General features: G+C 72.1%; 20 protein-coding genes. 7 read left to right on the top strand and 13 right to left on the bottom strand.

Annotated elements, in window-relative coordinates; translation table 11 throughout:
- The first annotated feature begins 7 nt into the window (after nucleotides 1-7).
- Genes ACIRPU_RS30905 through ACIRPU_RS30895 form a run of 3 tightly spaced genes read left to right on the top strand, consistent with a single transcriptional unit; the run spans nucleotide 8 to nucleotide 3,421 of the window.
- On the top strand, nucleotides 8-1,153 hold the full coding sequence (locus ACIRPU_RS30905) for an FAD-binding oxidoreductase (protein ID WP_355707280.1): 1,146 nt from the start codon (nucleotides 8-10) through the stop codon (nucleotides 1,151-1,153).
- On the top strand, nucleotides 1,150-2,229 hold the full coding sequence (locus tag ACIRPU_RS30900; protein WP_403873004.1) for a saccharopine dehydrogenase: 1,080 nt from the start codon (nucleotides 1,150-1,152) through the stop codon (nucleotides 2,227-2,229). The genes ACIRPU_RS30905 and ACIRPU_RS30900 overlap by 4 nt, the downstream gene beginning before the upstream one ends.
- Nucleotides 2,222-3,421 carry a saccharopine dehydrogenase family protein gene (locus tag ACIRPU_RS30895; RefSeq protein WP_403873002.1) on the top strand — a complete coding sequence of 400 codons (1,200 nt, stop codon included), beginning with the start codon at nucleotides 2,222-2,224 and terminating at the stop codon, nucleotides 3,419-3,421. The genes ACIRPU_RS30900 and ACIRPU_RS30895 overlap by 8 nt, the downstream gene beginning before the upstream one ends.
- An 8-nt stretch (nucleotides 3,422-3,429) precedes the next feature.
- Here ACIRPU_RS30895 and ACIRPU_RS30890 read toward each other — a convergent pair whose 3' ends face one another.
- From ACIRPU_RS30890 to ACIRPU_RS30880, 3 genes are read right to left on the bottom strand one after another with little or no spacing between them, the layout of a single operon-like run.
- Entirely contained in the window at nucleotides 3,430-4,659 is a 1,230-nt protein-coding gene (locus ACIRPU_RS30890) for a serine hydrolase domain-containing protein (protein ID WP_403873000.1), read from the bottom strand.
- A gap of 59 nt (nucleotides 4,660-4,718) precedes the next feature.
- Complete coding sequence (locus ACIRPU_RS30885) at nucleotides 4,719-6,098, bottom strand: MFS transporter (RefSeq protein WP_403873109.1); 1,380 nt, start codon at nucleotides 6,096-6,098, stop codon at nucleotides 4,719-4,721.
- Between the two features lie 53 nt (nucleotides 6,099-6,151).
- On the bottom strand, nucleotides 6,152-6,742 hold the full coding sequence (locus ACIRPU_RS30880) for a TetR/AcrR family transcriptional regulator (RefSeq protein WP_403872998.1): 591 nt from the start codon (nucleotides 6,740-6,742) through the stop codon (nucleotides 6,152-6,154).
- Nucleotides 6,743-6,879: 137 nt separating this feature from the next.
- On the opposite strand from ACIRPU_RS30880, the gene ACIRPU_RS30875 reads away from it, so the two are divergent.
- On the top strand, nucleotides 6,880-7,329 hold the full coding sequence (locus tag ACIRPU_RS30875; RefSeq protein WP_384111652.1) for a TIGR03618 family F420-dependent PPOX class oxidoreductase: 450 nt from the start codon (nucleotides 6,880-6,882) through the stop codon (nucleotides 7,327-7,329).
- On the opposite strand, the gene ACIRPU_RS30870 is transcribed toward ACIRPU_RS30875, so the two are convergent.
- A complete protein-coding gene (locus ACIRPU_RS30870; RefSeq protein ID WP_403873106.1) occupies nucleotides 7,326-8,288 on the bottom strand; it encodes an NAD(P)-dependent oxidoreductase in 963 nt (320 codons plus the stop codon). The two genes, ACIRPU_RS30875 and ACIRPU_RS30870, sit on opposite strands and share 4 nt — an antisense overlap.
- 58 nt (nucleotides 8,289-8,346) lie before the next feature.
- Here ACIRPU_RS30870 and ACIRPU_RS30865 point away from each other — a divergent pair, with 58 nt between their 5' ends.
- Entirely contained in the window at nucleotides 8,347-8,961 is a 615-nt protein-coding gene (locus ACIRPU_RS30865) for a TetR/AcrR family transcriptional regulator (RefSeq protein ID WP_403872996.1), read from the top strand.
- A gap of 225 nt (nucleotides 8,962-9,186) precedes the next feature.
- On the opposite strand, the gene ACIRPU_RS30860 is transcribed toward ACIRPU_RS30865, so the two are convergent.
- Together ACIRPU_RS30860 and ACIRPU_RS30855 are read right to left on the bottom strand one after the other, a co-directional pair.
- Nucleotides 9,187-10,527 carry an MFS transporter gene (locus tag ACIRPU_RS30860; RefSeq protein ID WP_355707273.1) on the bottom strand — a complete coding sequence of 447 codons (1,341 nt, stop codon included), beginning with the start codon at nucleotides 10,525-10,527 and terminating at the stop codon, nucleotides 9,187-9,189.
- Nucleotides 10,528-10,851: 324 nt separating this feature from the next.
- The gene (locus ACIRPU_RS30855) at nucleotides 10,852-11,523 is read right to left on the bottom strand and encodes a TetR/AcrR family transcriptional regulator (RefSeq protein ID WP_355707272.1); all 672 of its coding nucleotides are present in this window, start codon (nucleotides 11,521-11,523) and stop codon (nucleotides 10,852-10,854) included.
- 150 nt (nucleotides 11,524-11,673) lie between these two features.
- Here ACIRPU_RS30855 and ACIRPU_RS30850 point away from each other — a divergent pair, with 150 nt between their 5' ends.
- Nucleotides 11,674-12,570 carry a shikimate dehydrogenase gene (locus tag ACIRPU_RS30850; RefSeq protein WP_403872993.1) on the top strand — a complete coding sequence of 299 codons (897 nt, stop codon included), beginning with the start codon at nucleotides 11,674-11,676 and terminating at the stop codon, nucleotides 12,568-12,570.
- A 129-nt stretch (nucleotides 12,571-12,699) separates the two neighbouring features.
- Nucleotides 12,700-14,514: a bifunctional sugar phosphate isomerase/epimerase/4-hydroxyphenylpyruvate dioxygenase family protein gene (locus ACIRPU_RS30845; protein WP_403872991.1), complete on the top strand. Its 1,815-nt coding sequence runs from the start codon at nucleotides 12,700-12,702 to the stop codon at nucleotides 14,512-14,514.
- On the opposite strand, the gene ACIRPU_RS30840 is transcribed toward ACIRPU_RS30845, so the two are convergent.
- From ACIRPU_RS30840 to tal, 7 genes are read right to left on the bottom strand one after another with little or no spacing between them, the layout of a single operon-like run.
- Nucleotides 14,501-15,943 carry a membrane-associated oxidoreductase gene (locus ACIRPU_RS30840; protein WP_403872989.1) on the bottom strand — a complete coding sequence of 481 codons (1,443 nt, stop codon included), beginning with the start codon at nucleotides 15,941-15,943 and terminating at the stop codon, nucleotides 14,501-14,503. The genes ACIRPU_RS30845 and ACIRPU_RS30840 overlap by 14 nt on opposite strands.
- 42 nt (nucleotides 15,944-15,985) lie before the next feature.
- Nucleotides 15,986-16,579: a histidine phosphatase family protein gene (locus ACIRPU_RS30835; RefSeq protein ID WP_403872987.1), complete on the bottom strand. Its 594-nt coding sequence runs from the start codon at nucleotides 16,577-16,579 to the stop codon at nucleotides 15,986-15,988.
- 8 nt (nucleotides 16,580-16,587) lie between these two features.
- The gene (gene gnd / locus ACIRPU_RS30830) at nucleotides 16,588-17,469 is read right to left on the bottom strand and encodes a phosphogluconate dehydrogenase (NAD(+)-dependent, decarboxylating) (RefSeq protein WP_403873103.1); all 882 of its coding nucleotides are present in this window, start codon (nucleotides 17,467-17,469) and stop codon (nucleotides 16,588-16,590) included.
- An 18-nt stretch (nucleotides 17,470-17,487) separates the two neighbouring features.
- Nucleotides 17,488-19,164: a glucose-6-phosphate isomerase gene (pgi, locus tag ACIRPU_RS30825; protein WP_403872985.1), complete on the bottom strand. Its 1,677-nt coding sequence runs from the start codon at nucleotides 19,162-19,164 to the stop codon at nucleotides 17,488-17,490.
- Nucleotides 19,157-20,092, bottom strand: coding sequence for a glucose-6-phosphate dehydrogenase assembly protein OpcA (opcA, locus tag ACIRPU_RS30820; RefSeq protein WP_385553296.1), 936 nt, complete (start codon nucleotides 20,090-20,092; stop codon nucleotides 19,157-19,159). Before opcA ends, pgi begins: the two co-directional genes overlap by 8 nt.
- The gene (zwf, locus tag ACIRPU_RS30815; protein WP_403872983.1) at nucleotides 20,089-21,633 is read right to left on the bottom strand and encodes a glucose-6-phosphate dehydrogenase; all 1,545 of its coding nucleotides are present in this window, start codon (nucleotides 21,631-21,633) and stop codon (nucleotides 20,089-20,091) included. Before zwf ends, opcA begins: the two co-directional genes overlap by 4 nt.
- The gene (gene tal, locus ACIRPU_RS30810; RefSeq protein WP_403872981.1) at nucleotides 21,630-22,775 is read right to left on the bottom strand and encodes a transaldolase; all 1,146 of its coding nucleotides are present in this window, start codon (nucleotides 22,773-22,775) and stop codon (nucleotides 21,630-21,632) included. Before tal ends, zwf begins: the two co-directional genes overlap by 4 nt.
- Between the last annotated feature and the right edge of the window lie 24 nt (nucleotides 22,776-22,799).

The raw sequence follows: 22,799 nt of genomic DNA, 5'->3' as shown, positions 1-22,799 counted from the left end.
CGCTCGGGTGAACACGCATGCCTCGGTAGTCGTCATCGGCGGCGGGGTGATGGGCGCGAGCATCGCCTACCACCTCGCCGCCGCCGGCGTACGTGACGTCCTGCTGGTCGAGCGCGACGAACTCGCCGCGGGCTCGACCTCGAAAGCCGCCGGCGGGGTGCGCGCCCAGTTCTCCGACGAGCTGAACATCCAGCTCGGGGCGCGCAGCCTGGAGACCTTCGGGCGGTTCGAGGAGGAGACCGGGTACGACATCGGGCTGCACCGGGTCGGCTATCTCTTCCTGCTGTCCACGCCCGAGGAGGTCGCCTCCTTCGAGGCGGGCGTGCGGCTCCAGAACGCCCTGGGCGTGCCCAGCCGCATGATCGACCCGGCCGAGGCGCGACGCCTCTCCCCGCTGATCCGCGCCGACGGGTTACTCGCGGCCGCGTTCTCGCCCGACGACGGGCACTGCACCCCGGAGGCCGTCGTCCACGGGTACGCGGCCGCCGCCCGCCGGTACGGGGCGCGCATCCTGCGGCACACCGCGGTCACCGGCATCGAACGGCAGGGCGCCACGATCACCGCCGTGCAGACCACCCTCGGCCGCGTCACCACCGACACGGTGGTCTGCGCGGCCGGCGCCTGGTCCAGGGCCGTCGGCGCGATGGCCGGCGTGGAGCTGCCGGTGCAGCCGCTGCGCCGCCAGATCGCGGTCACCGAGCCGGTTCCCGGCCTGCCGCCGGACCTCCCCATGACCATCGACTTCACCAGCAGCCTCTACTTCCACGCCGAGGGCCCCGGCCTGCTGGTCGGCATGTCCGACCCCGACGAACGGCCGGGCTTCGCCACCGACACCCACGACCGGTGGATCCCGCGCCTCGCCGCGGCCATGGAGCGCCGCGCCCCCGCCCTCCTCGACCTGCGCCGCACGGGCGGCTGGGCGGGGCTGTACGAGGTCACCCCGGACCACAACGCGTTGATCGGCGAGTCGTCCTCGGTATCCCGTTTTCTGTACGCGACCGGCTTCTCCGGCCATGGCTTCCTCCAGGGTCCGGCCGTCGGCGAGGTCGTCCGCGACCTGATTCTCGGCCGCGTACCCTTCGTGGACGTCACCCCCCTGAGCGCCGACCGTTTCGCGGCCGACGCCCCGCGTCCGGAGGTCAACCGCGTATGACCGAACTGCACCTGTGGCTGCGGCACGAGGTCCGCACCACCGAACGGCGCACCCCGGTCGTCCCCGACGACGCCCGCCGCCTCGTGGAGGCCGGCGTGCGACTGACCGTCGAGGACTCCCCGCAGCGCGTCTTCACGACGCGGGAGTACGAGGCCGTCGGCGCCCGGATCGCCCCCGCGGGCTCCTGGGCGTCGGCGCCGTCCGAGGCGGTCGTCCTCGGCCTGAAGGAACTCCCGGACAAGCCGGGCCAATTGAGCCACCGTCACATCTTCTTCGGGCACGCCTACAAGCAGCAGCCGGGCGCGGCGGACCTGTTGCGCCGGTTCGCCGCCGGGGGAGGGGCGCTCCTGGACCTGGAGTACCTGGTCGACGACGACGGCCGCCGCCTCGCCGCCTTCGGCTTCTGGGCGGGTTACCTGGGCGCGGCCCTGGCGGTCCTCCAGCACCGGGGCCGGCTGACCGCCCCGCTGCGTCCCACCGGCAGGGAAGAGCTGGACGAGACGCTGCGCCCGGCGCCCGGTGACGAGGAGTTCACCGCCCTCGTCGTCGGCGCGCTGGGCCGCAGCGGCCGGGGAGCGCGGGCCGCGTTCGCCACGGCCGGAGCCGACCCCGCCTGCTGGGACCTGGCGGAGACGAGCGACCTGGACCGCGCCGCCCTGCTGGCCCACGACGTGCTGGTCAACTGCGTCCTCGCCACCACCCCGGTGCCGCCGTTCGTCCGCGAGGAGGACCTCGACGACCCGGCCCGCCGGCTGCGCACCCTCTCCGACGTCACCTGCGACGTGGGCTCGCCCCTCAACGTGCTGCCGGTGTACGACCGCACCACCGAGTGGACGGACCCCGTGCGCCGGCTGCGCAAGGAACCCCCGCTCGACCTGATCGCCATCGACAACCTGCCGTCCCTGCTGCCGCGCGAGTCCAGCGTCGACTTCTCGGCCGACCTCACGCCCTGTCTGCTGGACTTCGGCGTGGACGGACCGTGGGGCCGCTGTCTGGACCGCTTCCGTCGAGCCTCCCGCGAACTCGGCGTCACCCGTGAACTCGGCGTCACAGAAGAGGAGTCCGGCCGTGCCTGACCTGGTTCCGGCGACCGGCGCCGTCCACTGGATCGGCGCGGGACTCTCCACGGGCAGCGGCCTGGCCGCCCTGTGCGAGCACACCGACGGCGTACGGCTGTGGCACCGCACGGCGGAGCGGGCGGCCGACGCCCTCGACCGGCTGGGGCTGACCGGACGGGCCGAGCCGCTCGCCTACACCCTCGACGCGCTCACGGGCCGACTGGCCCCCGGGGACGTCGTGGTGTCGATGCTGCCCGCGTCCGAGCACGCGGCGCTGCTGGCGGCCTGCGTGGCCCGCCGGGCCCATTTCGCGTGTTCCAGCTACGTCTCCGACGCGGTGCTGGAGCAGGTGCCCGCGGCCGCCGGGGCCGGGATCGTCGTTCTCACCGAGGCCGGGCTCGACCCGGGCATCGACCACCTCTTCGCGCACAGCCTCGTGGCGCGCGCCCGGGAGGCGATCGGCGACGACACGGCGGCCTCGTACCGCCTCACCTCGTACTGCGGAGGCGTCCCGGCCGTCCCCGACGACTTCCGCTACCGCTTCAGCTGGGCGCCCTTCGGAGTCCTCAACGCCCTGCGCTCGCCCGCGCGTTACATCGAGAACGGCGTCGAGGCCGTGGTCGACCGGCCCTGGGAGGCCACGCGGGAACACCTCGTCGACGGCGAGAACTTCGAGGTGTATCCCAACCGGGACAGCGTTCCGTTCATCGAACAGTACGAGCTGCCACGGGCGTGGAAGCCGCTGACCTTCGTACGCGGCACCCTGCGTCTGGACGGCTGGCTGCGGGCCTGGGACACGGTCTTCGAACAGCTGAGGACGGGCGACGACACCAGGATCGCCGCGCTGGCGCGGGAGTTGGCGGCCGCCCACCCCACCACGGAGACCGACCGCGACCGCGTGGTCCTCGCCGTGTCGCTGGAGGTGCGCGTGTCCGGGGACGACACGCGTGACCCGGGCGGCCGGGCCGAGGGCGTCGGCAACGGCGCCGCGTGGTCCGGGAGTTACCTCCTGGACCTGGAGGGCGACGAGGAGGAGAGCGCGATGGCACGCTGTGTCTCCCGACCGCTCGCCCTGGGCGTCCGGCACATCCTGGACGGCTCGCTGCCGGCCGGGCTGAGCCGGGCGGCCGAGACGGCCCCGCACTCCGAGGAATGGCTTCGTGAACTCGAGTCCCAGGGGCTCGCGTTCACGCTGCGGGTCGAGGGCTGACGGGCCGGTCAGTCGGTGATCGCCTCGTGGACCAGCCGCTTGAGTTCGGGGTAGAGCTTCAGGGACCTCTTCGGCCTGAGCTGGGTCAGGAACTGGACGGTCAGATCGCGGCTCGGGTCGACCCAGAACGTCGTCGTGGCGACGCCGCTCCAGCCGTAGGTGCCGAGCCCTGAGGGCGCCTGGGTGCGGCTGGGGTCGGTCACCACGGAGACCCCGAGGCCGAAGCCGACCCCGTCGTTGCCGGGTTCGTCGTGGGCGGGGCGGCTGCCCAGGGTGCGCAGGTCGACGCCGCCGGGGAGGTGGTTGCGGGTCATCAGGTCGACCGTCTCGGGCTGGAGCAGGCGTACGCCGTCGAGCTCGCCGCGGCGGCGCAGCAGCTCACTGAAACGGTGGATATCGTATGCGGTCGCCACCATACCGCCGCTGCCCGACAGGAACCGGGGGCGGCCGAACAGCGGCAGGCCCGGGATCCGCTCGATACCGCCGCTGTCGGCGTCGCCGTACAGCTCCGCCAGCCGGCCGGCCTGCTCGTCCGTGACCTGGAAGCCGGCGTCCGGCATGCCGAGCGGGCGGAAGATCCGCTCGGCGATGAACTCGTCCAGCGGCCGGCCGGAGACGACCTCGATGATCCGGCCCAGGACGTTGGTGGCCACCGAGTAGTTCCACTGCGTGCCCGGCTCGAACTGGAGCGGCAGCCGCGCGTACGCCTCCACCGTCCCGGCCAGGTCCGAGCCGGGCAGCACCGCCGACTCCAGACCGGCCTCCCGGTACAGGGCGTCGACGGGGTGGCAGTGGTAGAAGGCGAAGGTCAGGCCCGCGGTGTGGGTCATCAGATGCCTCACCAGCAGGGGCTGCCCGACCGGCCGGGTGGTCAGGTCGGCGCCCGAGCCGCCCGTGTACACCCGCTGCTCCGCGAAGGCCGGGAGGTGGTCGGCGACCGGGTCGTCGAGGCGCAGCCGGCCCTCCTCGACCAGTATCAGCGCGGCGACCGAGGTGACCGGCTTGGTCATCGAGTAGATCCGGTAGAGGGTGTCGGCCTCGACGGGCAGTCCGGCGGCGATGTCACGGTGGCCGTGCGCGGTGAGGTGGGCGACCCGGCCGCCGCGGGAGACGGACACGAGGAACCCGGGCAGGCGCCCCTCGTCGACGAAGTGGGCGACGTGCTGGTCGAGACGGTCCAGCGCCTTCGCGTCCAGTCCGACCTCGCTCGGGTCGACCTCTTGCCGCAGCAGTGCCATCGTTTTCCTCCGGTGCGCTCGTTCAAGGTGCGGTCCCGGCTTACCCCGCCCGGCCGACCTCAGACCTCATGGTCGCGTAGGGAACGCGAGTGCGGACCCCTTTCGACGCCGTGATCGGTGTGCGTTGCGTCGCTTCCACCAGCCGGAGTACCGGTACCGGGGGCGGGGGCCCTTGGGCCGGGACGCGAACCGCCCGGCAACGCCCGGCAGACCGGCAGCGCCGTCGCGGCCACGAACGCCAGCACGACCAGGGGTGAGCGCACCGCGCCGAGGTCCATGAGCACGGTCGCCGAAGCCACGCCCAGCACCGGCCCCACGTTCATCGCGGTCTGCTGCAACCCGCCGGCCACCCCGGCCGACTCCGCGGGGGCCTGCCGTACGACGACATGGGTCGCCGCGACCATCACGGTGCCGAATCCCGCGCCCACCAGCGCGAACCCGGCGCCGAGGGCGACCGGCGCCGAAGCCCGGGCGAGGACGAGGAGACCGGTGGCGAGGACCGCCATCGCTCCGGCGACCGTGACGCGGGCGCCGGCCCGGCGCAGCAGGACGGCGGAGGCGGGCGCGGCGGCCACCAGCAGCGCGGCCAGCGGAAGGCTGAGCAACGCGCTGCGCAGCGGGGTGAGGCCCAGGTCGTCCTGGAGTACGTAGACGCAGGTCAGCAGGGAGCCGTTGAGGGCCGCGGACGCGATGACGAGGATGCCGAGGGCCCCGCCCACCGCCCGGGAGCCCACTACCTCCGGCGGCAGCAGCGGGGAGCCGGTGCGGTGCTCGTGCCGTACGAAGGCGGCGCCGGCGAGGAGGGCGACGGGCGCCGACCAGGTCACGCCGGGGAGGGTGACGAGGGTGTGCACCAGGCAGGCCAGGGCAACGGCGAGCAGCAGGGCGCCGGGCAGGTCGAGCGGGACGCCGGCGGCCGTCGGCGTACGGTGCGGACGGTCCCGGGAGGCGAGGGCGAGCAGGCCGAACGCCAGCGCGGGCACGATGTTGAGGAGGAACACGGCCCGCCAGCCGAACTCGGTGGCCAGGGCGCCGCCCACCACCGGCCCGGCCGCCGCGGCCACCCCGATGGACGCGGTGCGCACGGCGATCGGCGTCCGCAGCCGCTCGGGCGGGTACGCGGCCCGCAGCATCCCCAGCGTGGCCGGCTGCAACAGCGCTCCGAACACCCCCTGCACGACCCGCAGCCCGATCACCCAGCCGACGTCCGGCGCCAGCGCGATGCCCGCCGAGGCGGCGCCGAAGCCGAGCATGCCCAGGGCGAAGGTGCGCCGGTGTCCGTAGCGGTCTCCGAGCCGTCCGGCGAACACCAACAGGCCGGCCACCGCGATGAGATACCCGGTGCTGGTCCACTGGACCTGGGTGAAGGAGGCGTCCAGGTCGCGGCGCAGGGTGGGCTGGGCGACGGTGAGCACCGTGCCGTCCAGGGCGACCACCATGGCACCGGCCACGCTGCTCGCCAGCGTGAGCGGCAGGGAGGGGCGGGAACGCTTCACCGGCCGGTCTCCGGGCCGAGATGCGCGTCGAGGGCGGTGCGCAGCAGGGGTGCGAAGTCGTCGGCTCCTGTGGCGAGTTGAAGGCTTCCCCAGCGCCAGAGCTGGGCGATGCCGTGCAGGTTCGCCCACAGTGCGCCCGCGACCGACCGGGCGTCGCCGTCGGGCCGGACCCGGCCGACCAGGTCCACCAGGACGCCGAACAGCGGAAGGCTGGTGTCCCGCAACCGCAAATGGCCGCTTTCCAGTAGGTCATGACGGAACATCAGTTCGTACATGCCCGGGTTGCCGAGCGCGAACTCCAGGTAGGTGCGTGCCAGTTCGGTCAACCGGTCGCGCGGATCGGTCGTGCCGTCGCTCGGCGTCGCCGTGACCCGGGCGCCCAGCTGGGCGAAGCCGCGATGGGCGATGGCGGACAACAGCTCCAGATGGGTGGGGAAGTGGCGGCGGGGCGCGCCGTGCGAGACGCCGGCCCGGCGCGCGATCTCCCGCAGGGTGAGCGCTCCGGCGCCCTCCTGGGAGACCAGGTCCACACCGACGTCGACGAGACGGGTCCGCAGATCGGGTTCCAGCTGTTCGGAGTCGCTCATAGACACTGTCTACCAGGCGGCAGTAGGCAGTGTCTACTCGCAGGGTGTCGAGCGAACCGGGGGGCATGCTGTCCGGGAACGCGGTCCGGGAACGCGGTCCGGGGAATGCGGTCCGGGGTGGCGCCGGTTGTGCCGACATGACTCAGGACACGACGCAGAACGCGCTGCTCGCACTGCTCTCCGAGGGCCGCGGCGGGGTGCTGGTCACCCTCAAGCACGACGGCCGCCCCCAGCTGTCGAACGTCAGCCACCGCTACTACCCGGACGAGGGCGTCATCCGGATCTCCGTCACGGACGACCGCGCCAAGACCCGCAACCTGCGCCGCGACCCCCGGGCGTCGTACCACGTCACCGCCTCCGACCGCCGCGCCTACACGGTCGCCGAGGCCACCGCCGACCTCTCGCCGGTCGCGAAGGACCCCTACGACGCCACCGTCGAGGAACTCGTCCGCCTCTACCGCGACATCCTGGGCGAGCACCCCGACTGGGACGACTACCGCGCCGCCATGGTCCGCGACCGCCGCCTGGTGCTGCGGCTGCGGGTCGAGCGGGCGTACGGCATCCCCAAGGGAGCCAACGACGGCTAGCCGGTAGGCCCGTTGCCGTCGGCGGGGGCGTGGTCGTCGCTGCGGGCCTCCAGTGCGTGCAGGACGGCGACCATGTCCGCGCCCGCGTGGCCCAGGGCCACGGTCTCCTCGAACAGGGCGTGGCAGGCGTCGAGGAGCGGGGAGGCCAGACCGGACGCCCGCGCGGCGTCGGCGATCAGGCGGTTGTTCTTCAGGACGTCGAGCGCGGCGGCCTGCACCTCGAAGTCACCCGCCAACAGCTTGGGCGCCTTCATCCGCGACACCCCGCTCGCCAGTGGACCGGCGGCCACGACGTCCAGGAACAGCCGCCGGTCCAGCCCCTGCCGCTCCGCGAAGTGGAACGCCTCGGTCAGGCCGGTCACCTGCGTGATCAGGAACAGGTTCACCGCGAGCTTCATCAGCAGCGCGCCGGGCGCCGGACCGCAGCGGAACGTCTCGTGACACATCGGGGCCAGCAGTGGCCGTACGGTGTCCACGGCCTCCTCCTCGCCCGCGAGCATCGCCACCAGTCGGCCCTGCTCGGCCGGGACCCGCGAGCCGGACACGGGCGCCTCGACGTACCGGCCGCCCGCCGCGCGCACGTCCGCCTCCAGCGCGCGCGAGTACTCGGGTGAGGTCGTGCCCATGGTGACGACCACACGCCCGGTCACCCGCGCGCCGAAGTCCGGGGTGCCGCGGCCGAGGACGGCGTCGACGGCGGACCCGTCGGCCAGCATGAGGATCACGACGTCGGCGCGCGCGAACACCTCGGCGGGGTCCGCCGCGACCTCGGCGCCGGCCGGGCGCAGGGCCTCGGCGGAGGCCGCCGTGCGGTTCCAGACCACCAGGGGGGTTCCCGCGCGGGCCAGCCGCAGCGCCATGGGGCGGCCCATCACGCCGAGACCGATGAATCCGACCCGCATGGAGGCCGCCTCTCCGTCAGTTCTATGACAGCGGTCATAGTAGCGGGTGCGTGGCAGATTCTATGACGCCGGTCATAGGATGCGGAGGAGTGCCCGATCTCGAAGGAGGCCGACCATGCCGGCGCCCGAACACGGACCCCGTGAGCGGATGGTCTTCAGCGCGGCCCAGCTCATCCGCCGCGACGGAGTCGGCGCGACCGGCATGCGGGAGGTCGCCGTCCACGCCGGTGCGCCCCGGGGCTCGCTCCAGCATTACTTCCCCGGCGGCAAGCAGCAGCTGGTCGACGAGGCCGTGGGCTGGGCGGGCCGCTACGCCGGCAAACGCGTCGCCCGTTTCCTGGACGAGCTGGCGAAGACCGGCGAGCCCACTCCCGCCGGGCTCTTCGCGGCGATGGTGCGCCAGTGGACGGACGAGTACGCGGCGTCCGGCTTCGCCGCCGGCTGCCCCGTCGCCGCCGCGACCGTCGACCGCGCGGCCTCCGGCGACGCCACCCGGGAGGCCGCGGCCGCCGCGTTCGCCACCTGGACGGGTCCGGTCGCCGAGGCCCTGACCGGCATGGGCGTCCCCGCGACCCGGTCCCGTTCACTCGCCACCCTCATGGTCAGCGCCCTGGAGGGAGCGATCCTGATCGCCCGGGCGGAACGGGACGTACGGGCCCTGACGACGGTCGCGACGGAGCTGGCCCCCCTGCTGGACGCGGCCGTCGAGAGGGGCGTCGCCCAGACCTGAGCGTGACCCCGCCCCCGCCCCCGCCCCGCCTCCACCCCACCGGCACGCACGGCCGAGCCCCCGGCGCCAGGAAGGCTGCCGGGGGCTCGGGTGTCACGGAACCGGGTGTCGCGGAACCGGGTGTCTGGGGGCCGAGAGTCGCGGAACCGGGTGTCACGGAAATCCCGTTTCCCGGAGTGGCGCGGTCCCGGAGTGCCGAGGCCGGTCCCGAGGGCGGACACGGGATCAGGCGGTAACCGTTTCCGGCCGTGACGCCTCGCGCACGCCCCGCTCGCCCAGCTGCTCCGTCGGGATCTTCGCGGTCTCCCGGGCCGAGAGGACCGCGATCACCGGCGGGACGCACAGCGCCGCCGTGAAGAGGGCCACCGAGGACCATCCGTCGCCGTCCGGGCCCGCGATCCGTGCCGCGAAGGTGACCGCGAATCCGGCCACCGCGAAGCCGATCTGGGTGCCGATCGCCATGCCGGACAGACGGACGCGGGTGGAGAACATCTCCCCGTAGAAGGAGGGCCACACGCCGTTCGCGGCGCTGTAGACCACGCCGAAGGTGGCGATGCCCAGCACCAGGATCAGCGGGTAGGAGCCGGTGGAGATCGCCCAGAGGTAGGCGAACATCATCACCGCGCTGCCGGCCGCGCCGATCAGGTACACCGGGCGGCGGCCGACGCGGTCGGAGAGCGTGGCCCACGCCGGGATGGCCGCCAACGCGACCAGGTTGGCCAGCGCGCCCACCCACAGCATGGAGGTGCGGCTCATCCCCACCGAGTCGCTGGTCGCGTACGCCAGCGCCCACACCGTGAAGATGGTGCTGACCGAGGCGACGAGCGCGCCCGCGACCACCCGCAGGACGTCCGCCCAGTGCTCGCGCAGCAGCACCACCAGCGGCAGCTTGACGACCTCGCCGGTGGCCTGCTGGGCGGCGAAGGCCGGGGTCTCCTCCAGCTTGCGGCGGATGACGTAGCCGACGACGGCGACCGCGATGCTCAGCCAGAACGGGACCCGCCAGCCCCAGGACAGCAGTTGCTCCTCGGGGAGGGCCGCGATCGGGATGAAGACGAGCGTGGCGAGGAGCTGACCGCCCTGGGTGCCGCTGAGGGTGAAACTGGTGAAGAAGCCCCGTCGCTCCGACGGCGCGTGTTCCAGCGTCATGGAGTTGGCGCTGGCCTGCTCCCCGGCCGCCGAGATGCCCTGGAGGACGCGGCACAGCACCAGCAGGACGGGCGCGAGCGTGCCGACCTGCGCGCGGGTGGGCAGGCAGCCGATGAGGAACGTCGAGACGCCCATCAGGATGAGCGTGAAGACCATGATCTTCTTGCGGCCCACGCGGTCGCCGAAGTGGCCGAGGAAGAGCGCGCCGACGGGCCGGGCCGCGTAGGCGACACCGAACGTGGCCAGCGACAGCAGGGTCGCGGTGGCCGGGTCGGACTCGTCGAAGAAGACCTTCGGGAAGATCAGTGCTGCCGCGCTGCCGTAGATGAAGAAGTCGTAGTACTCCAGGGCGCTGCCGATCCAGGCCGCCATGGCGGCTTTCTTCGGCTGGCCCGGAGGTGCGGCGGGGACGGACACGGCGTGCTCCTTCGAGGGAACTCCAACGTACGTGGAGTGAGGCAAGGGGAGTAGGGCCGGTTCCCTGGGGTGCGGGGCGGCTGCGCCGGGTGCGTGCCCGGCTAATTAACCCACTGGATAGTTAGTAGCGGATGGCTAGGGATGTTGCGCTGATGTTTCTCCGCTGTCAATAGGCGGCGCCGAAGGATCTACCGAGGAGGCGCCACCGCGTTCCGCACCCGTCGGCCCGCCGGGCCGGACCATCGCGTCGGACCATCGCGTCGGGCCATCGCGTCGGGCCATCGCGTCGGGCCGTCGCGTCGGGCCCGCGGATCGGCCGGCGGATCAGTCCGCCGCGCGCTCCGCCGTGAGATAGGCGATCACCATGTCGCCGAGCATGGCGCGGTAGTGCTCCCGCTGGGCCGGGTCGACCAGGTCGCGGCCGAACAGGGCGCCGAACGTGTGCCGGTTGGCCACCCGGAAGAAGCAGAAGGAGCTGATCATCGCGTGCAGGTCCACGGCGTCCACCTCGGCCGTGAACAGGCCGGACTCCCGCCCGGAGGCCAGGATGCGGCCGATCACGTCGAGTGCGGGGGAGCCGATCCGCCCGAGTTTCTCGGAGGCGGCGATGTGCTCGGCCTCGTGGATGTTCTCGATGCTCACCAGACGGATGAAGTCGGGGTGCTGCTCGTGGTGGTCGAAGGTCAGCTCCGCCAGCCGGCGGATGGCCGCGACCGGGTCGAGATGTTCCACGTCGAGCTGCTGCTCGGCCTCGCGGATCACGCCGTACGCCCGCTCCAGGACGGCGGTGAAGAGCTGCTCCTTGCCGCCGAAGTAGTAGTAGATCATCCGCTTCGTGGTGCTGGTGCGGGCGGCGATGTCGTCGACCCGGGCCCCGGCGTAGCCGACCCGGGCGAACTCCAGTGTCGCCACGTCGAGGATCTCGGCCCGGGTCCGGGCGGCGTCGCGCATGCGCCCGTTGCCGTGGGGTCGTGCCGGTTCGTCGACGCTGGTCATCCGGGTTCCTTCGGGCGGCGTGGGTGCAGTGTCGAGAGTCTAGAAGCCCGCGCCCGCCCCGTGACGTGAGAGGGCTTCCCTCGGAGTCCGCCCAGGTGTTATGACTAACTGACCAGTTCGTACATTAGCCAGCCGATCAGGAGGTCCGCCGTGGCCGTCGTCTTCAAGGACTCGTATCTCGTCGGACTGATCGGCTCCGGCATCGGTCCGTCCCTCAGCCCGGCGCTGCACGAGCGGGAGGCCGACCGCCAGGGCCTGCGGTACCTCTACCGGCTCATCGACATCGATGTGCTGCGCCTTGCGCCCGAGGCGGTGGGCGACCTGGTGCGCGCCGCCCGTGACCTCGGCTTCGACGGGCTCAACATCACGCACCCGTGCAAGCAGCTGGTCATTCCGCACCTCGACGCGCTCGCGCCGCAGGCCGAGGCGCTCGGCGCGGTCAACACCGTGGTCTTCGAGGACGGTCGGGCCGTCGGCCACAACACCGACGTCACCGGTTTCGCCGCCTCCTTCGCGCGTGGTCTGCCCGACGTGCCGCTGGAACGGGTGGTGCAGCTGGGCGCCGGCGGCGCGGGCGCGGCCGTCGCGCACGCCACCCTCACCCTGGGCGCCGGGCAGGTCACCGTCGTGGACGCGCTGGCCGACCGGGCCGCGGATCTCGCCGGTTCCCTGAACCGTCACTTCGGACCCGGCCGGGCCGCGGCCGCGGGACCGGACCGGCTGGCCGAGCTGCTCGCGCGGGCCGACGGCGTCGTGCACGCCACCCCCACCGGCATGGCCGCCCACCCCGGCCTGCCCTTCCCGGCCGGGCTGTTGCGCCCCGACCTGTGGGTCGCCGAGGTCGTCTACCGTCCGCTGGAGACCGAGCTGCTGCGCACCGCGCGCACGGTCGGCTGCGCCACTCTGGACGGCGGCGGCATGGCCGTCTTCCAGGCCGTGGACGCCTTCCGTCTGTTCACCGGCCGTGAGCCCGACAGCGTCGGCATGCTGGCCGACTTCGCGGAGCTGGCCCGTGGCGCGGAGCAGTCCGCGGGCCACGCCGTCTGACCGCCGCGGACCACGCCGTTCGACCCCCGCGGGCCGTCCTCGGCCGGCCGCGGCCACGCGGCGGCGCCGCGGGATGTCACGCCCCGCGCCCCTGACCGGGCGCCCCACAGCCTCCGAAGGAGCACGACCGTGCGTACGTCGATAGCCACCGTCTCCCTCAGCGGATCCCTCACCGAGAAGCTCACGGCCGCCGCCCGGGCCGGTTTCGACGGCGTCGAGATCTTCGAGAACGACCTGCTCGCGAGCCCCCTCACCCCGGAGGAGATCCGCGCCCGCTGCGCCGACCTCGGCCTGGGCATCGAGCTCTACCAGCCGATGCGGGACATCGAGGCGGTGCCGGCCGAGGAGTTCGCCCGCAACCTGCGCCGCGCCCGGCACAAGTTCGAGCTGATGGACAGGCTCGGCGCGGACACCGTCCTGGTCTGCTCCAGCGTCTCCCCGCTCGCGGCGGACGACGACGCGCTCGCCGCCGGGCAGCTCAGCGAACTCGCCGACCTGGCGCAGGACTTCGGCATCCGCGTCGCCTATGAGGCGCTCGCCTGGGGGCGGCACGTCAGCACCTACGACCACGCCTGGCGCATCGTCGAGGCGGCGGGCCACCCCGCGCTCGGCACCTGCCTGGACAGCTTCCACATCCTGTCCCGGAGCTCCGGTCCGAAGGACCTCGAAGGCATCGAGGACATCCCCGGCGAGAAGATCTTCTTCCTTCAGCTGGCCGACGCCCCGCTGCTCGGCATGGACGTCCTCCAGTGGAGCCGCCACCACCGCTGCTTCCCCGGTCAGGGCGGCTTCGACGTCGCCGGGCTGGTGAAACACGTGCTGCGCACCGGTTACGACGGACCGCTCTCGCTGGAGGTCTTCAACGACGTCTTCCGGCAGGCCGAGGCCGGCCCGACCGCCGTGGACGCCCGCCGCTCCCTGCTGCTCCTCCAGGAGGAGGCCGGTGTCCGGGCCCTGCCCGCGCCCGCCGCCCCCACCGGGGTCGCCTTCGCCGAACTGGTCACCCCCGACGCGGAACCCGTCGCCGCCCTCCTCACCTGCCTCGGCTTCGCCCGCACCGCCCGCCACCGCGGCAAGCCGGTCGAGCTGTGGGAGCAGGGCGCGGCCCGCGTCCTGGTCAACACCGGCCCGGCGGCCCGGCGTGACGGCACCACCCTCACCGCGCTCGGACTGGAGTCACCGGACCCGGCGGCGGCCGCCCGCCGCGCCGAGGCGCTGCTCGCCCCCGTCCTGCCCCGCCGTCGAGCCGCAGAGGACGCCCCGCTCGACGCCGTCGCCGCCCCCGATGGCACGGAACTCTTCCTGTGCGCGACGAACCGGCCCGAACTGCCCAACTGGCGAGCCGACTTCGCGGACGTACCGCATGCTCCGGCCGCCTCGGACGCCGTCCGCATCGACCATGTGGCGCTCACCCAGCCCTGGCACCACTTCGACGAGGCGGTGCTCTTCCACCGCGGTGTCCTCGGCCTCGACGCCCAGGAGAGCGTCGACGTCGCCGACCCCTACGGGCTGCTGCGCAGCCGCGCCGTCACCAACGCCGACGGCAGCGTCCGGTTCCCGCTCACCGTCGGCGCGGCCCCCGGCGACGACACCGCGCATGCCCGGCACATCGCGCTGGCCACCGACGACGTGGTCGCCGCGGCCCGCCGGTTCACCGAGGCCGGCGGACGCCTGCTGACCATCCCGGCGAACCACTACGACGACCTCGCGGCCCGCTTCACGTTCGCCGACGGCGAGCTGGAGACCTACCGCGACCTCGGCATCCTCTACGACCGGGACGCACACGGCGTCTTCCGGCACTGCTACACGCACACCGTCGGCCGGGTCTTCTTCGAACTCGTCCAGCGCGACGGCGGCTACCAGGGGTACGGCGCCGCCAACGCGCCGGTGCGGCTGGCCGCCCAGCACGCCCAGCAGGCCCTGCGCCGGCCTACTGCCGGCTGACCGTCCTGGTCACACCGGCGACGACCGTCGAGGCCAGGATCCAGCCCGTCACGATGAGGACGTACGACAGCGACTGGTACCAGCCCCTGGGCGCGAAGGCGCTCTCCTGCCCGAAGGAGATCACGGGCAGCAGCAGGTCGAGGGTGTAGAAGACCGGGTTGAAGGCGGGTGCCTCGCCCGCCTTGAGCGGGGGCGGGTGGTGTCCGGCGTAGACGATCGAGCCGACGGCCAGCAGCGACAGCAGCCAGCCGGCCGCGCGCAGCGGGCGGAACCCGTAGCCGACGGCCGCGTCCTGGAGGTGCCCCCACGCCCGGCCGTACCAGGGCAGGGTGCCGCGATGCCGGCGCTGCTTGGCCAGCTGCACCACCCGGGCCGCGCGATCGTCGCCGGTACGGCGGTAGGCGGCCGTCAACTGCTCGTAGGCGTGCGGGTCGAACGCCCCGTCGTCGCGCTCCAGCATCGGCAGTCGCCGCTCGGCGGGCTCGTGCGGGGTGAGGAAGGTGTAGGTGAGATCCAGCAGCCGCACCTGGTCGGGCAGCATCTCCGGCTCCAGTTGGAGCTGGCCCACCTCGGCGCGCCGCAGATTGAGCCGGCCCTGGATCGGGTCGCCGTCGCGCAGCCAGAGCTCCCCTATGACGCAGCTGCTGGCCCGCAGCGCGGTGCCGCCCGGGTTGGACAGGCGGGAGCGCAGCAGGTCCACCCGGCCGGGGACGCGGGAGCCGCGCAGATCGATCCGGCCGTGTGCGCGCAGCCGCCGGCCCAGCAGGTTGGCCCCCACGTCGAGGGACTCCGCGCTCAGCACCTGCGCGCCGGGGTTGTTCAGTTCGGCGTCCTCCAGGTCGATCGAGCCGGTGACGGAGGCGCCGTCGAGCCGGATCAGGCCCTGGGTGCGCAGACCGCGGGCGCACAGGTCGTCGTCGATGGAGATCTGGTTGAGCTGGAGGACGGGCTGTGCGGGGTCCGTCGCGGTGACCTCCGCCCCGTCGAGGTACAACGCGCCCGAGATCTGCGCTCTGCTGAGGTGCACCGGGCCGTGGATACGGCAGCGGGTCAGCCGTAGCCCCCCGTCGATCCGAGCGTGCGACGCGTCCAGGCCGGGCAGCTCGGAGTCGCGCAGACTGATGTAACTGAGCTGGGCGCCGACCAGTCGCGGAACCTCGTCGAAGCGGCAGTGGACCAGGCGGAACATGCTGTCGACGACCGCTTGCCGCAGGTCGAGGAGACCGGTGACGCGCGCGCCGACGACCTTGAGGGCGGCTATCTCCCCCGGTTCACGGGGGCCGTTGAGGAGCAGAGCCCGCAACACGGCCGCCCGTACGCTGCGTTCGGGGCCGTCCTCCTCGCCCTGGGTGCGGAAGTCCACGGCCGCCCCCGTGGCGAAGGCCCGCCAGAGTCGCTGTTCGGCCGGTGTCAGATCGTTGATCTCCATCAGCCGCGACTCTGGCGGGCCCTGCCGAGCGGTGTCAACCGGCTATGGCCGTATGTTCCATTCGGCGATCACGGGCCGCCCGTGCTCCGTCGACAGACGACTCAGGGTGGCCGTGGCCAGCTGGAACAACCGTCCCTCGGCGGGCGGCAGTCCGAGCCGACGAGCCGTCAGCACTCGTAGGAAATGGGAGTGGGCGACGAGGACGACGTCACCGTCGTCGCGCGCCAGCGCGGTGTCCACCCGGGCCAGCACCCGGTCGGCGCGCCGGCCGATCTCCTCGGGCGACTCGCCGGGGCGGCCGTCCGGGCCGGGCGGCACGCCGTCGGTCCACAGGTCCCAGGTGGGACGGGTGCGGTGTATCTCGTCGGTGGTGACGCCCTCGTAGCCGCCGTAGTCCCATTCGTGCAGGTCGGGTTCGGGCAGGGCGCCGGTGATGCCGGCGAGTTCGGCGGTGCGTATCGCGCGGTGCAGCGGGCTGGTCAGGGCGAGCGAGAGGGTCCGACCGGAGAGGAGCGGAGCGAGCGATTTGGCCTGTTCCTCACCGTGTCCGGTGAGCGGCAGGTCGGTGTAGCTGGTGTGCTGTCCCGACCGGCTCCACTCCGTCTCCCCGTGGCGGACCAGCAGGAGATCCCCCACGGCCGGGCCTACTTCTTCGCCGACTCGACGGCGTGGCCGCCGAACTGGTTGCGCAGCGCCGCGATCATCTTCATCTGGGGCGAGTCCTCCTGGCGGGAGGCGAACCGCGCGAAGAGGGACGCCGTGATGGCGGGCAGCGGCACGGCGTTGTCGATGGCGGCCTCGACCGTCCAGCGGCCCTCGCCGGAGTCCTCCGCGTAGCCGCGCAGCTTGTCGAGGTGCACGTCCTCGTCGAGGGCGTTGACGGCCAGGTCGAGCAGCCAGGACCGGATGACGGTCCCTTCCTGCCAGGACCGGAAGACCTCGCGCACGTTCTCCACGGAGTCCACCTTCTCGAGGAGCTCCCAGCCCTCGGCGTACGCCTGCATCATGGCGTACTCGATGCCGTTGTGGACCATCTTGGAGAAGTGCCCGGCGCCGACCTTGCCCGCGTGGACGTAGCCGTACGGGCCCTCCGGCTTGAGCGCGTCGAAGATCGGCTGCACCCTGGCGACGTGCTCCGCTTCGCCGCCGACCATCAGGGCGTAGCCGTTCTGCAGGCCCCAGACGCCGCCGGACACACCGGCGTCGACGAAGCCGATGCCCTTGGCGCCGAGTTCCGCGGCGTGCTTCTCGTCGTCCGTCCAGCGGGAGTTGCCGCCGTCGACGACCGTGTCGCCGCTCTGGAGCAGGTCGCCGAGCTCGTCGATGACGGACTGGGTGGCCGCGCCGGCCGGGACCATCACCCAGACGGTGCGGGGCGCTTCGAGCTTGTCGACGAGTTCGGCGAGATCGCTGACGTCGGAGACCTCGGGGTTGCGGTCGTATCCGACGACGGTGTGGCCGGCGCGGCGGATGCGCTCGCGCATGTTGCCGCCCATCTTGCCGAGACCGATCAGGCCCAGCTGGATCGATGTCATGTCAGTTCACTACTTCCTGAGTTCGCGGTAGGCGGCGACGAGAGCGGCGGTGGAGGGATCGAGGCCGGGGACCTCGGCGCCTTCCGTGAGGGCGGGTTCGACACGCTTGGCGAGCACCTTGCCGAGCTCCACGCCCCACTGGTCGAAGGAGTCGATGTCCCACACGGCGCCCTGCACGAACACCTTGTGCTCGTAGAGGGCGATGAGCTGACCGAGCACCGACGGGGTCAGCTCGGGGCTGAGGATCGTGGTGGTGGGGTGGTTGCCCTGGAAGGTGCGGTGCGCCACCTGCTCCTCGGGCACGCCCTCCGACCGGACCTCCTCGGCGGTCTTGCCGAAGGCGAGCGCCTGCCCCTGCGCGAACAGGTTGGCCATCAACAGGTCGTGCTGTGCCTTGAGTTCGTCGCTCAGCTCGTCGAGCGGACGGGCGAAGCCGATCAGGTCGGCCGGGATCAGCTTCGTGCCCTGGTGGATCAACTGGTAGTAGGCGTGCTGCCCGTTGGTGCCCGGGGTGCCCCACACCACGGGCCCGGTCTGCCACCGCACGGGCCGGCCCTCGCGGTCCACCGACTTGCCGTTGGACTCCATGTCGAGCTGCTGGAGGTAGGCGGTGAACTTCGAGAGGTAGTGGCTGTAGGGAAGCACGGCGTGCGACTGCGCGTCGAAGAAGTTGCCGTACCAGATGCCCAACAGGCCGAGGATCAGCGGGGCGTTGGACTCGGCGGGCGCGGTGCGGAAGTGGTCGTCGACGATCCTGAACCCGTCGAGCAGCTCGCGGAACCGCGCCGGGCCGATGGCGATCATCAGCGACAGGCCGATCGCCGAGTCGAAGGAGTAGCGACCGCCGACCCAGTCCCAGAACTCGAACATGTTGGCCGTGTCGATGCCGAAGTCGGCGACCTTCTCGGCGTTCGTGGACAGCGCGACGAAGTGCTTCGCGACCGCCTTCTCTCCCCCACTCTCGACTTCGCTCGAGCGGGAGGTGCCCCCACACGCCAGCCCCTTCAGGAGCCAGTTGCGGGCCGAGGTGGCGTTGGTGATCGTCTCGATCGTGGTGAAGGTCTTGGAGGCGACGACGAACAGCGTCTCGGCGGGATCCAGGCCGTGGAGCGCCTCGTGGAGATCGGCGCCGTCGACGTTGGAGACGAACCGGAAGGTCAGCGAGCGGTCCGTGTAGGCCCGCAGTGCCTCGTACGCCATCGCCGGGCCGAGGTCGGAACCGCCGATGCCGATGTTGACGACATTGCGGATCCGGCGGCCCGTGTGACCGGTCCACTCACCGGAGCGCACGCGCTCGGCGAAGCCGCTCATCCTGCCGAGCACGGCGTGGACCTCGGGGACGACGTTCTCGCCGTCGACCTCGACGACGGTGCCCGTGGGGGCCCGCAGCGCGGTGTGCAGGACCGCGCGGTCCTCGGTGATGTTGATCTTCTCGCCGCGGAACATGGCGTCCCGCAGCCCGAACACGTCGGTGGCCGCGGCGAGTTCGCGCAGCAGGGCGAGCGTCTCGTCGGTGACCAGGTTCTTGGAGAAGTCGATGCGCAGGTCGCCGACGCGCACCACGTACCGCTCGGCGCGCTCCGGGTCCGCCGCGAACAGCTCCCGCAGGTCCGTCTGCCACCGGGCACGGTGGTCCTTCAGCGCGGTCCACTCGGGCCGCTGGTCGAGCCGGGGGGTGTCAGACATGGGAGGGGGTCTCCTTGGTGCCCTCGCCGCGCAGGGCGACGGCGTACATCTCGTCCGCGTCGAGGCGCCTGAGCTCCTCGGCGATGAGTTCGGAGGTGGCGCGGACCTTCAGCGCCAGGGTGCGTGAGGGCTGGCCGGGCAGCGTGAGCGTGGCGAGCGGGCCCTCGGGGCGGTCGATGACGATCTCGCCCTTCTCGGTGCCGAGCCGGACGGCCGTGACGACCGGGCCCGCGGTGACGACCCGGTCGACCACGACGTTCAGCCGGGCCTCCAGCCAGCGCGCGAGCAGCTCGGCGCTGGGGTTGTCGGCCTCGCTCTCGACGGCCGCCGAGGTGATCGGCACCTGGGCCTGGTCCAGGGCCGCCGCGAGCATCGAGCGCCACGGGGTGAGCCGGGTCCAGGCGAGGTCGGTGTCGCCGGGCGCGTACGACTTCACCCGCGCCTCCAGGGCCGCCAGCGGCCGCTCGACGGCGTACATGTCGGTGATCCTGCGCTGCGCGAGGGCGCCCAGCGGGTCCTTGGCGGGGTTCACCGGCGCGTCCACCGGCCACCACACGACCACCGGCGCGTCCGGCAGCAGCAGCGGCAGGACGACGGAGTCGGCGTGGTCGGACACCTCGCCGTACGTCCGCAGGATGACCGTCTCGCCGGTGCCCGCGTCGGCGCCCACCCGGACCTCGGCGTCGAGGCGGGCGGTGGTGCGGTCGCGTGGGCTGCGGGCGTGCCGCTTGATGACGACCAGGGTGCGCGAGGGGTGCTCGTGCGAGGCCTCCTCGGCCGCCTTGATCGAGTCGTAGGCGTTCTCCTCGTCCGTGACGATGACCATCGTCAGGACCATGCCCACGGCCGGTGTGCCGATGGCGCGGCGACCCCGCACCAACGCCTTGTTGATCTTGCTTGCCGTGGTGTCGGTCAGGTCGATCTTCATGGCCTGCGCCAGCTCCGTCCGTCTCGTGCGAGCATCTCGTCGGCTTCCTCGGGTCCCCAGCTTCCCGCGGCGTACTGCGCGGGCCTGCCGTGCCGTGCCCAGTACTCCTCGATCGGGTCGAGGATCTTCCAGGACTCTTCCACTTCCTGGTGGCGCGGGAACAGGTTGGCGTCGCCGAGCAGCACGTCCAGGATGAGGCGCTCGTACGCCTCCGGGCTGGACTCGGTGAAGGACTCGCCGTAGGCGAAGTCCATCGTCACGTCCCGGATCTCCATCGAGGTGCCGGGCACCTTGGAGCCGAAGCGGACCGTGATGCCCTCGTCCGGCTGGACGCGGATGACGATCGCGTTCTGGCCGAGCTCCTCGGTCGCGGTGGAGTCGAAGGGGGAGTGCGGAGCGCGCTGGAAGACCACCGCGATCTCGGTGACCCGGCGGCCGAGGCGCTTGCCGGTGCGCAGGTAGAACGGCACACCCGCCCAGCGGCGGTTGTCCACGTTCAGCTTCACGGCGGCGTACGTGTCCGTCGTGGAGGCCGGGTCGATGCCGTCCTCCTCCAGATAGCCGAGCACCTTCTGGCCGCCCTGCCAGGCGCCCGCGTACTGACCCCGCACGGTGTGCTTGCCCAGCTCCTCGGGCAGCTTCACCGCCCTGAGCACCTTGAGCTTCTCGGTGAGCAGCGCGTTGGCGTCGAAGGCGGCGGGCTCCTCCATGGCCGTGAGGGCCATGAGCTGGAGCAGGTGGTTCTGGATGACGTCACGGGCGGCGCCGATGCCGTCGTAGTAGCCGGCCCGGCCGCCGATGCCGATGTCCTCGGCCATCGTGATCTGCACATGGTCGACGTACGACCGGTTCCAGATCGGCTCGAACATGGTGTTGGCGAAGCGCAGCGCCAGGATGTTCTGGACGGTCTCCTTGCCCAGGTAGTGGTCGATGCGGAACACCTGGTCCGGCTCGAACACGTCGTGCACGACCGCGTTGAGTTCCTGCGCACTGGCCAGGTCGTGACCGAAGGGCTTCTCGATGACCCCCCGCCGCCAGGACCCCTTCGGCCCCTTCGCCAGCCCGTGCTTCTTGAGCTGCTCGACGACCTTGGGGAAGAACCTCGGCGGCACGGAGAGATAGAAGGCGAAGTTGCCGCCCGTGCCGCGGGAGGAGTCCAGCTCCTCGACGGCGTCACGCAGCTGCTTGAACGCCGTGTCGTCGTCGAAGTCGCCGGGGACGAACCGCATGCCCTCGGCGAGCTGCTGCCAGACCTCCTCGCGGAACGGCGTTCGGGAGTGCTCGCGCACCGCGTCGTGGACGACCTGCGCGAAGTCCTGGTCCTCCCAGTCGCGGCGGGCGAAGCCGACGAGCGAGAAGCCCGGCGGGAGCAGACCGCGGTTGGCCAGGTCGTAGACCGCCGGCATCAGCTTCTTGCGGGACAGGTCGCCGGTCACGCCGAAGATGACGAGGCCGGAGGGGCCGGCGATGCGGGGCAGGCGCCGGTCACGCGGGTCCCGCAGGGGGTTCTCCCAGGCCGCGCCGAGACTGCTGGTGCTCATTCCGCGTCAACTCCCTTGCTCATCAGCGACTTCGTGACCGCGTCCAGAAGGTCCTGCCACGCCACCGCGAACTTGGCGACACCCTCGTCCTCCAACTGGGTGACGACCTCGTCGTAGGAGATGCCGAGCGCCTCGACGGCGGCGAGGTCGGCATGCGCCTGGGCGTAGCCGCCGGTGACGGTGTCACCGGTGATGTCGCCGTGGTCGGCGGTGGCGTTCAGCGTGGCCTCGGGCATGGTGTTGACCGTGCCCGGGGCGACCAGATCGTCCACGTACAGCGTGTCCTTGTATGCAGGATCCTTCACACCGGTGGATGCCCACAGCGGACGCTGCTTGTTCGCTCCGGCCCCGGCGAGCGCGGTCCAGCGGTCGCCCGCGAAGACCTCCTCGTACGCCGCGTAGGCCAGCCGCGCGTTGGCGAGCGCCGCCCTTCCCTTCAGCGTGCGGGCCGCGTCGGTGCCGAGCGCGGTGAGCCGCTTGTCGATCTCGGAGTCGACGCGGGAGACGAAGAAGGAGGCGACCGAGTGGATCGTGGACAGGTCCAGACCCCTGGCGGCGGCCTTCTCCAGGCCCGCCAGATAGGCGTCGACGACCTCGCGGTAGCGCTCCAGCGAGAAGATCAGCGTGACGTTGACGCTGATGCCGAGGCCGATGACCTCGGTGATCGCCGGCAGGCCGGCCCGCGTCGCGGGGATCTTGATCATGACGTTGGGGCGGTCGACGAGCCAGGCGAGCTGCTTGGCCTCGGCGATGGTGGCGTCGGTGTGGTGGGCCAGACGGGGGTCGACCTCGATCGAGACCCGGCCGTCACGGCCACCCGTCGCCGTGTATACAGAATGCAGGATATCGGCTGCGGCCCGCACATCGGCCGTCGTCATCATCCGTACGGCCTCGTCGACCGTGACCCCGCGCACCGCCAGGTCGGCGAGCTGCTCCTCGTAGCCTTCGCCGGAGCCGATCGCGGCCTGGAAGATGGACGGGTTGGTGGTGACGCCGACGACGTTCTTCGTCTCGACGAGTTCGGCGAGGTTGCCGGAGGCGATCCGCTCGCGTGACAGGTCGTCCAGCCAGATGGAGACGCCTTCGGCGGAGAGGCGCTCCAGTGCTCCCGCGGTCGCGGTTGCTTCGGTCACTTCGATCATCTTCTTTTTCTTTCTGGCGGTCGG

It is taken from the genome of Streptomyces sp. NPDC102259, from assembly GCF_044766465.1.
Classification (GTDB): Bacteria; Actinomycetota; Actinomycetes; order Streptomycetales; family Streptomycetaceae; genus Streptomyces.
This window is presented reverse-complemented; position numbering and strand designations above follow the sequence as displayed.

Coding starts and splice junctions, on each gene's coding strand:
- pgi (WP_403872985.1), bottom strand. CDS start 19,164: ATGTCTGACACCCCCCGGCTCGACCAGCGGCCCGAGTGGACCGCGCTG.
- ACIRPU_RS30840 (WP_403872989.1), bottom strand. CDS start 15,943: ATGGAGATCAACGATCTGACACCGGCCGAACAGCGACTCTGGCGGGCC.
- ACIRPU_RS30885 (WP_403873109.1), bottom strand. CDS start 6,098: ATGGTGGTCGCCCTGGACGGCACGGTGCTCACCGTCGCCCAGCCCACC.
- ACIRPU_RS30880 (WP_403872998.1), bottom strand. CDS start 6,742: ATGAGCGACTCCGAACAGCTGGAACCCGATCTGCGGACCCGTCTCGTC.
- opcA (WP_385553296.1), bottom strand. CDS start 20,092: ATGAAGATCGACCTGACCGACACCACGGCAAGCAAGATCAACAAGGCG.
- ACIRPU_RS30875 (WP_384111652.1), top strand. CDS start 6,880: ATGACTCAGGACACGACGCAGAACGCGCTGCTCGCACTGCTCTCCGAG.
- ACIRPU_RS30855 (WP_355707272.1), bottom strand. CDS start 11,523: ATGACCAGCGTCGACGAACCGGCACGACCCCACGGCAACGGGCGCATG.
- ACIRPU_RS30865 (WP_403872996.1), top strand. CDS start 8,347: ATGCCGGCGCCCGAACACGGACCCCGTGAGCGGATGGTCTTCAGCGCG.
- tal (WP_403872981.1), bottom strand. CDS start 22,775: ATGATCGAAGTGACCGAAGCAACCGCGACCGCGGGAGCACTGGAGCGC.
- ACIRPU_RS30890 (WP_403873000.1), bottom strand. CDS start 4,659: ATGGCACTGCTGCGGCAAGAGGTCGACCCGAGCGAGGTCGGACTGGAC.
- ACIRPU_RS30900 (WP_403873004.1), top strand. CDS start 1,150: ATGACCGAACTGCACCTGTGGCTGCGGCACGAGGTCCGCACCACCGAA.
- zwf (WP_403872983.1), bottom strand. CDS start 21,633: ATGAGCACCAGCAGTCTCGGCGCGGCCTGGGAGAACCCCCTGCGGGAC.